This window comes from Alcanivorax sp. HI0007, from assembly GCF_001635525.1.
Classification (GTDB): domain Bacteria; phylum Pseudomonadota; class Gammaproteobacteria; order Pseudomonadales; family Alcanivoracaceae; genus Alcanivorax.
Window position 1 is genome coordinate 1 of the sequence record NZ_LWEJ01000106.1, and the last position, 5,329, is coordinate 5,329.

Annotated in this window: 5 protein-coding genes; 3 read left to right on the forward strand and 2 right to left on the reverse strand. The window is 59.0% G+C overall.

From position 1 onward, the window contains the following. Positions 1 to 1,096 (forward strand): type II secretion system protein GspD (locus A3714_RS06365; RefSeq protein WP_304439024.1); only part of this gene is annotated, 1,096 nt, incomplete at its 5' end. Between the two features lie 107 nt (positions 1,097 to 1,203). On the opposite strand, the gene A3714_RS06370 is transcribed toward A3714_RS06365, so the two are convergent. Both A3714_RS06370 and A3714_RS06375 read right to left on the reverse strand, forming a co-directional pair. Then, positions 1,204 to 2,214 (reverse strand): hypothetical protein, encoded by a 1,011-nt coding sequence (locus tag A3714_RS06370; protein WP_063525784.1) that lies wholly within the window; start codon positions 2,212 to 2,214, stop codon positions 1,204 to 1,206. Then, the gene (locus A3714_RS06375; RefSeq protein WP_063509879.1) at positions 2,207 to 3,694 is read right to left on the reverse strand and encodes an adenylate/guanylate cyclase domain-containing protein; all 1,488 of its coding nucleotides are present in this window, start codon (positions 3,692 to 3,694) and stop codon (positions 2,207 to 2,209) included. The genes A3714_RS06370 and A3714_RS06375 overlap by 8 nt, the downstream gene beginning before the upstream one ends. A gap of 272 nt (positions 3,695 to 3,966) precedes the next feature. Here A3714_RS06375 and A3714_RS06380 point away from each other — a divergent pair, with 272 nt between their 5' ends. Both A3714_RS06380 and A3714_RS06385 read left to right on the forward strand, forming a co-directional pair. After that, complete coding sequence (locus A3714_RS06380) at positions 3,967 to 4,932, forward strand: alpha/beta fold hydrolase (RefSeq protein WP_063509878.1); 966 nt, start codon at positions 3,967 to 3,969, stop codon at positions 4,930 to 4,932. Further along, positions 4,919 to 5,329 (forward strand): nucleoside triphosphate pyrophosphohydrolase family protein (locus A3714_RS06385; RefSeq protein ID WP_063527161.1); only part of this gene is annotated, 411 nt, incomplete at its 3' end. The genes A3714_RS06380 and A3714_RS06385, both read left to right, overlap by 14 nt.

Consider the following 5,329-nt stretch of genomic DNA (forward strand, 5'->3'; position numbering starts at 1 on the left):
TTCCATTCAGGCGGACAAGTCGCTCAATGCCCTGGTGATCCGCGCCGAGCCGGCGATGATGAAGGAAATCATGTCGGTGATCAGTCAGCTGGATGTGCGCCGTGCACAGATCCTTATCGAAGCGGCAATCGTGGAGGTGTCCGGGGATACGGGCAAGGCGCTGGGTTTTCAGTATGTGGGCGGTAGTGACGAAAGCGGCGTGGGTGCCATCAACTTCGGCAACGCCGGGCTGACCATTAATTCCATTGTTCAGGCGCTGGCGACCGATGACCCCTCGGGCCTTGCCCTGGGTGATGGTATTACCATGGGCTTCGGGGAGCAGGACTCCAACGGGGATTTGAAGTGGGGCGCGCTTATCCAGGCACTGTCCACGTCCACTGACGTGAACCTGCTTTCCACACCCAGTATTCTGACCCTGGATAATCAGGAAGCCTCTATTGTGGTGGGGGAGAATGTTCCCTTTATCACCGGCACCAGCACCAGCACCGGTTCCGGTGTCTCCAACCCCTTTCAGACCATCCAGCGGGAAGATGTGGGGCTGAGCCTGAAGGTGACCCCCCATGTGGCCGGGTTGTCCACCATTCGTCTGGAGCTGGAGCAGGAAAACTCCCAGGTCAAAGACTCTGTAGGCGAAGCGGCCGATATCGTGACGACCACTCGCAAGCTGGAAAGTACGGTGCTGGCGGATGACGGCGAAACCATTGCTCTGGGCGGACTGATCCGCGACAACATCACCAAGACGGTACGCAAGGTGCCGATCCTGGGCGATATCCCGCTGTTGGGTATCCTGTTTCGCTCTACCAGTAATTCGCGGGAAAAAAGCAATCTGATGGTCTTCCTGCGACCCACTATCCTGCCGGATAACGAGCGTTTGTTGAGCATGACCCGCCAGAAGTACATGGGCATTACTGCCCTGCAGTTTGAGCTGAACAATCAGGGAGAGCTGGAGCAAGTGGTACGAGATCCCCTGCCGGTGAGTCTTGAGCAGGTGTTTGAAGGACGCAAGAATGTGTCTCCGGAATTCCGTGAGGCCTATGACGCCCAGCAAAACGCCCCTGCCAAAGAGGCTGAGGTCGAGGAATCCGAGTCGCAGTAATGCTCTTGTGGTAAAAGACCCGCCAAAAAAACGCGCCATAACGGCGCGTTTTTTTTATGGGCTCGCCGGAGGGGGGGGATCACCTTCCGGTTCGCTGGCCTGCTTCGCTAGTCGTCTTGCAGGTTGCGAAGGTTGGTCAGTACCCGGCGACTGCGTTCCAGTTTCTTGATCAGTTCCTCGTTATCCGGGTATAGCGGGGCCACCTGCGTCCAGATTCTGTAGGCCTCGCGATACTGGCCGCGGGCATACAGGGCTTCGCCGGTATTCATCTCTTCGCTAAAGCGACGCCGGGCCCACTGTTCAAGCCGTTTTTGATGATCGCTCAGTGCCGGATTGTTCTGATGCTGATTGAGGAAGCGGCGAGCGGCGAGTAACGCGTCAAGCTGCCCGTTTCGCTGGTAACGTGCCATCAGCTGATCCGCCTCGGTGAGCAGGGCGCGATTGTGTCTGGCTCGGGCTCGTTTGCTGGCGTCGTTGAGAATCTGTTGCGCCTTGGCCAGTTGCGGTGACGGCGGCTGCTCCGGCGCCAGCCGGTGAGCGGCACTCAGCAGGTCGCGGGCCAGGAGCCATTGCTGGCGCTGGGCGAAATATTCCCCAAGCCGGGTCATATCCTCCACCACATACCGCCGCTCCTCGGCCAGTTGCTGGCGTTCCTGTTTTGCTTTGGGCAGATGGAAGCCGCTCAATCTCTCTGTCAGGTCAGCGTTCTGCATCAGGGCGCTGGCCTGGGCCTGGCGACGCTCAGCCAGCAGTTGGTTAAGCTGGTGCTCCTCCAGGCTGCTCAGGGCGGCCAGCAGTTCTCCCAGGGCTGACGGGTCTACCACCTTGTCGCGATGCGCCGCAATCAGGTTGTGCGCCTGCTCCCAGTGTTGTTTTCGGCTCATGGCCTCGGCCTCGAGGATCAGGCGCTGGCGGTACTGGTTACTGGCCAGAATGATGCCGGGATACTGTTCCTGCAGCAGAGCATATTGATCATGATCGGGATGGGTCTGTTCAATGATGGTGGCTGCACGGGCGTAATCATCCTCCGCCAGGGCCTCGCTGACCTGTTGCTGCGGGTCGCCCAGGCTGGCGCAGCCGCCCAGCAGCGCTGCCATCACCAGGCCGGCCTTATGCACGTTGCGACTCCGTGTTCAGTTTTGCCAGGAATTGGGCGATACGCTGCTCCATCAGGGTCTCCGACAAAGCGTGAACGCCATCGATGCGGAAGGTGCTGACCGGTTCGGCCTTGCCGCGGATGCGCATGGCACCGTACTCGGTGGCTCGCACCCGAGAGGCGATATTGGGGTTGGTCAGGAGCGGCGCGGCGGCAATGATTTCGTTACCGCCGGCCATATTGGACAGCCGTGAGGCCAGATTGACGGTGTCTCCGACCACGGTGTACTGCATTCGCTCCCGGGAGCCCAGGTTACCGGCCAGCATGGCGCCGGAATTGATGCCGATGCGGAATTCCACGGTAGTGTGGCCGCGGGCGCGGCGGAATTCGTTCAGCCTTTCCACCATCCGCTGAATCATGACCGCACAACACAGCCCGTGAAACAGATGCTCATCATCTTTCTCCGGCACCCCGAACACGATCATGGCGCAGTCGCCCATGTATTTGTCGATGGTGCCACGGTAAAAGGTGGTCGCGGTGGTGATGGCATCGAAGTACACATTCAGCATTTCGGCGATGGCATCCGGAGCCAGGGTCTCCGATAACCGGGTAAAGCCGACAATGTCAGCGAATACCACGGTGGCCTGGACATCGCGGCCACCCAGTTGTACCTGATCCAGGTCAGCCATCATGTTGTGCGCGACCGACGGGCTCACGAAACGTTTCAGAACCTGCTCCACCTGGTCCTTTTCCAGCATGCCGTGGGCCATGGTGTTATAAGCCTCAATAAGACCACCGATCTCATCATTGCGACGATCCTGAATCCGATAATTCAGGTCTCCCCGGCGCATGGCGCTGGTGGCCTCCAGCAGATCGTGAATGGGTCGAGCCAATCGACGGCTAATCAGGAATGAAGCAATGATGGCGATCACGCTCATGATCAGGGTGGCGTTGATCATGGTGTCTTGTACGGATTCCCTGGCAGCCATGATCGGCCGGTCGGACAGGGAGATGGCTGTGTAACCGGCCACCGAATCGTTCACATCCACAGTGGCGTAGTAGGTGGTGACAGGCTCGTCCTGCAGTTCCCAGTGCTTGATCCGTTCCTGCAGCGGGTTGGCTGCCAGCGGCAAGATGCCGGCCTTGTCGACCAGGTTGCCACTGCGGTCGAACAGGGCGGCGCCGCGCACACTGTCACTGCGTGTCAGGTTATTGAGCTGAACCTTGAGCAGAAAATTGTCATCGGCCAGCAGTGGTTCACGGGCCGTATTGGCCAGTTGCAAGGCAATGGCTTCACCAAAGGTGTCCGCCTGTTCGCGCATGCGGTCGAGTTGGTTATTGAGAAGCAGGGAACCAAGAATGGCCATGCCGCACAAAATCAGCAGGGAAATGGACAGGCCCAGTTTCCAGGCCACAGGGAAGTATTCCGGCACATAGGGTGCCAGCCATTGGCCAATGCGGCTGGGCTTCGTGGGGCGGGCTTGTCCTTGCGGCTCGGTCACGATGCATCCCTGGTCGAGTCAAAACGGTCACTGCACGCGCTTGTCAGCGGTGGATCATGCTGTCAAATTCACAGGTCGACCCGGCGCCGGTTGACCGGTTGCGTGGCAGCATGGAGCTGAGACCGCCGTGACGATGCTGAGTTCTTGTTCTTTTTGTGCGTATGCTGAATCACAACAATGATCAAACGGATATGCTAACAATAGCACTTTCGTCGTGTCGGGTAAGTAGTTGTCAATACTGACTGGCTGAATAGCAATCGGGAAGAGAGAGTATGGCATTTATACGTGAGCGGCAGCTTGCCGCCAATGGTCTGGATTTTTTCGTGGCCGAGGCCGGAGAGCCGGGAAACCCGTTGGTATTGTGCCTGCACGGTTTTCCGGAATGTTGGGCTTCCTGGCGCTACCAATTGCCCGTATTGGCCCAATCCGGTTACCACGCGGTGGCCCCGGACCTGCGGGGTTACGGTTACACCGGGGGGCCGGCGGACGTGGATGCCTATCGTCAGAGTGTGCTGGTCGAGGACGTGGTTGCGCTGATCAAGGCGCTGGGTCATGACTCAGCGATTCTCATTGGTCACGACTGGGGCTGTGCGTTGACCTGGCAGGTGGCACGTCGCTATCCGCAGAGGATTCGTGCCGTGGTGGGCATGTCGGTGCCCTATGGCGGACCGGCTCCGGAGGCACCCACCGAGTCCATGCGGCGGCTGTTCGAGGATCGTTTTTTCTACATGCTCTACTTCCAGAAGCCGCAATTGCCGGAACAGGAGCTGGAGGCCGATGTGCCCACCAGTCTGCGCAAGATTTTCCATGGTCTGTCCGCTGACGGCATTGCCGATTTCCGGGTACGTCCGGACGACACGGGGTTCCTGCAATCCATGCCCACCCCGGAACAACAACCACGCTGGATGCGCGAGGAAGATCTGGCCTATTACGTGGAGCGCTTCCAGCACAGCGGCTTTACCGGACCGATCAATTGGTACCGGTCCATGGATGCTTCCTGGGAGGAGAGCCGGGATGATGACAACTGGCAGCTGACCATGCCCACTCTGTTTATCGGCGGTATGCAGGACCCGGTCATCGTCTTCAGTCAGAAGGCGCTGCAACGTATGCCCGATTACATCCCGGACCTGCGTACGGTGATGCTGGATCAATGCGGACACTGGATTCAGATGGAGCAGGCGGCGGAAGTGAACCGTGAGATGATTGCCTTTCTGGAGGAAGTCGATGGCAAAGCCTAAACAAACCAGCAATTTCCACCGGGTGGGCGAGTTTCACCGCGCCTTTTCCCTGCCGGTGGAGTCGCAACCGGTGGTGCCCGATGACACCACCATCCGTTTGCGCCTTGCTCTGCTGCTGGAAGAGTTTCACGAGCTGGCCGAGGCGACCTGCCAGCAACCGGATTCAGACCAGCAGGCGTTCCTCTCTACCCTGGCGGCTGCCAGAGAACAACTGGCGTCGCTGAGTGGTTTCCGGGTGGACCTGGTGGAAGTGGCTGATGCGCTCACCGATATCAATTACGTGACGTATGGAGCCGGGCATACCTTCGGCATTGACCTGAACGCCACTTGCGAGGAAGTGCATCGCAGCAATATGAGCAAGCTGGGTGCGGATGGCAAACCGGTGAAAGACGAGCGC